General features: G+C 51.5%; 3 protein-coding genes and 1 tRNA gene. 3 read left to right on the top strand and 1 reads right to left on the bottom strand.

The genetic code is table 11. From position 1 onward, the window contains the following. Positions 1-65 precede the first annotated feature (65 nt). On the top strand, positions 66-398 hold the full coding sequence (locus tag HMPREF2726_RS06665) for a zinc ribbon domain-containing protein YjdM (protein WP_003779677.1): 333 nt from the start codon (positions 66-68) through the stop codon (positions 396-398). Between the two features lie 306 nt (positions 399-704). Here HMPREF2726_RS06665 and ftsY read toward each other — a convergent pair whose 3' ends face one another. Next, positions 705-2099 carry a signal recognition particle-docking protein FtsY gene (ftsY, locus tag HMPREF2726_RS06660; protein ID WP_009312595.1) on the bottom strand — a complete coding sequence of 465 codons (1395 nt, stop codon included), beginning with the start codon at positions 2097-2099 and terminating at the stop codon, positions 705-707. Between the two features lie 230 nt (positions 2100-2329). Here ftsY and HMPREF2726_RS06655 point away from each other — a divergent pair, with 230 nt between their 5' ends. Both HMPREF2726_RS06655 and HMPREF2726_RS06650 read left to right on the top strand, forming a co-directional pair. Further along, positions 2330-2776, top strand: a complete 447-nt coding sequence (locus tag HMPREF2726_RS06655; RefSeq protein WP_009312597.1) for a hypothetical protein — start codon at positions 2330-2332, stop codon at positions 2774-2776. A 478-nt stretch (positions 2777-3254) separates the two neighbouring features. Further along, positions 3255-3330: transfer RNA gene (locus HMPREF2726_RS06650), tRNA-Thr, on the top strand. Positions 3331-3376 lie beyond the last annotated feature (46 nt).

Genomic DNA, 3376 nt, shown 5'->3' with positions numbered 1-3376 from the left:
GCCTTGTCTCATTTTTATTTTAATCCACTATAATTCCCCGCTTCTCAACCAAAGGAATCCCCACCATGTCCCTCCCACCTTGCCCGCAATGCCAATCCGAATACACCTACGAAGACGGCAGCCAATACATCTGTCCCGAATGCGCGTTTGAATGGACGGAAAACGACGGCGAAGCCGCAGAAGAAACCATGAGCGTCAAAGATGCCAACGGCGCGGTGTTGCAAGACGGCGACACCGTCGTCCTGATTAAAGACCTCAAAGTCAAAGGCAGCTCCATGGTCATCAAGCAAGGAACCAAGGTAAAAGGCATACGCCTGCAAGAAGGCGACCACAATATCGGTTGCAAAATCGACGGCAGCGCGATGAATTTGAAATCAGAGTTTGTCAAAAAAGCATGATGTTGGTATAATAACCGTTGGTGGGTCGCTAGGCCGACCTGAAAACCGTTTGTAAAGCTACTTGTCTCCGTAAGGGTTGCTTTCAAACGGTTTTCGCCTTTTTCGGCAGGAGGAAATAGGCGTTGCACCAATTGACGGCAGCGCTATTTCGTCCGCCACATCAAACAAAGGTCGTCTGAAACCTGTTTTCCGGTTTCAGACGACCTTTTTCATGGTTCGGCAAAATGGCTGTATTGAATCAAAACGCATCCGCAGGCATTTTGCCGTATCGGGATTTTTCGTTATCGGACTGTTGCCCGATTGGGCTTAGTCCAACAACGCGTCCACAAAAGCGCGCGCGTTAAACGGGCGCAAATCGTCTATGCCTTCGCCCACGCCGATGTAGCGGACGGGGACGGGGCGGTCGGAGGCAAGCGCGGCGAGGATGCCGCCTTTGGCCGTACCGTCGAGTTTGGTCACAATCAGACCGGTTAGTCCTAACGCTTCGTCAAAGGCTTTGACTTGGTTGACGGCGTTTTGCCCAATGTTGGCATCGAGGACGACGATGATTTCGTGCGGCGCGTCAGGCATGGCTTTTTGCAAAACGCGCTTCACTTTTTTGATTTCTTCCATCAAATGAAGCTGCGTGGGCAGGCGGCCGGCGGTGTCGGCCAGCACGATGTCGATGCCGCGCGCTTTGGCGGCTTGGACGGCATCGAAGCAGACGGCGGCGGAATCGCCCGTGGTTTGCGAGATGACGGTAACGTTGTTGCGTTCGCCCCATGCTTGAAGCTGCTCGCGAGCGGCGGCGCGGAAAGTGTCGCCGGCGGCAAGCAGCACGGATTTGCCCTGCGCTTGGAAATATTTGGCGAGTTTGCCGATGGAAGTGGTTTTGCCCGCGCCGTTGATGCCCGCCAGCATGATGACGAACGGCTCTTTCGTGTCGGGCAAGACCAGCGGTTTTTCCAACGGCTTAATCAGGTCGTACAAGGCTTCTTTCAATGCGCCGCGCAACTCGTTGCCGTCTTTCAGCCCCTTAAGGCTGACGCGGTTGCGCACGTCTTTCATCAGGTATTCCGTCGCTTCCATGCCCATGTCGCTGGTAATCAGCACGGTTTCCAGCTCTTCGTACAAATCTTCGTCGATTTGCCCGCCGCCGAACACGCCCGCCAGCGATTTCGCCATTTTGTCGCGCGATTTGGTCAAACCCTGTTTCAAACGCGCCGCCCAGCCGAGTTTGGGTTCGGTTTCGGATGGCTCAGAGGTTTCAGACGACGTGGCGACGGCTGTATTTTCAAAGGCTGCTACGGAATGTTCTTCGGATGCGGCAGGCGCGGCTTCAGCTTGGGTTTCTAAGGCTTCGACAGCTTCTGCGGTTTCAGACGACCCGTCGCTGACCGCTTCCACGCGTTCTTCCACTTTTTCGACCGTTTCAGACGACGTTTCGCCGACTGCCTCGCGGACGTGTTCGACCGTTTCGGAAACATGTTCAACCACAGTCTCGCAGATTTCTTCGGTGCGCTCTTTGGCACTTTCTACCGCCGTTTCGACTGCCGCCGTCAGCTCTTCCGCTTTTTCGCCGATATTTTCCTGAACCGTTTCAAGCGTTTGCGAAACGGCAGCTTCAGCGTTCTCTACGGCTTCGGCGGCGGTTTCCTGAATGCGGGTTTCTTCTTGAGCGGGCGTTTCCTGTTTTTTCTTGCGGCGGAAGAAGCTGAACATTGAATTTTCCTTTTAATTTTAGAAACTTGAAATAGGGCGTATTGTAGCGTATTTTGCGCGGCAAGGTCGTCTGAAAACGTGATAATCGAATAAGGTTTGCTGACGTGTTCCGCGGATGGAAGTACAATACCCGTCTTCTCGGTTTCTGCTATTCGGAGTGCCGCATCGTTCCCAAGTGGAATAAGGCCGTTTTACTCCGTATCGTTTTGATTTTTAAAAGGTAAGCCAAAATGAAAAGAATATTTTTTACCATCCTGTTTTTGTCTACGGCTGCCTATGCCAGCCACACCTACTCATCAGACAAGTTGACTTGCACATACCAAGATTTGACCGCCCCAAACAGCCAACCGCAAACAACGGCTTGCAGCAGCCTGGCTTGGGAAAGCGCACAAGTCTATGATGAAAAACGCGGCGGCTATATCGCGGGGAACGGGGAAGAGTACAAATTGAAAAATGGAAAAACGATTGTTTTTTCGTATGAAGCCTTTATGAAAACGAAAGAATCCAACTCGACAGGCGGAAAATGGACTCATTCGACCAAACTGATGAATAACAAGACTTACACCACCTCCGAGCGTACCTTAAAAGGCAAAAGCTGGACCTGCTACCGCTCGGAAAAAGAAGAATTATGCGTAGATGCCCCAAGCCTTTACGCCATCTTATCGGCTGTTAATTAAAGCTCTTCTGCGTTTAGCTTTGCCTAATGTATCGATATGAAAAAAGGTCGTCTGAAACCGGATTTCCGGTTTCAGACGACCTTTTGTTTACCGCCACGCCCTCCTGCATCCATATCCTTTGCCTCGCGCTTTTTGTTAACCTTTAAATATTATAGTGGCTTAACTTTAAACCAGTACGGCGTTGCCTCGCCTTGCCGTACTGTCTGTGGCTTCGTCCCTTGTCCTGATTTAAAGTTAATCCACTATATATTCGGGCGGAGGCTGACAGCTTGCCGATTCCGGATAAACCTGCCCAACCCATTGCCGTTTCCGTGCGGGCGGAAGGGATGGAAAGCAAGGCATCAAAACAATATCCCCATACGACCCTTTTAAAAGAGGTCGTCTGAAAACACGGCATATATTTTCACCGAGCAACAACCTTATCGGGAAATGCGAACTTGCCGAACATACCGTTTATGTATATGATAACGAACACCGTGCCGGTGTAGCTCAGTCGGTAGAGCAGCGCATTCGTAACGCGAAGGTCGGGGGTTCGATTCCCTTCTCCGGCACCAGATTGGATAAAGAAAGGTCGTCTGAAAACTGAACTGGCCCCCAAAT

Origin of the sequence: Neisseria sp. HMSC074B07 (assembly GCF_001810355.1) — a bacterium.
Taxonomy (GTDB): Bacteria; Pseudomonadota; Gammaproteobacteria; order Burkholderiales; family Neisseriaceae; genus Neisseria.
This window is presented reverse-complemented; position numbering and strand designations above follow the sequence as displayed.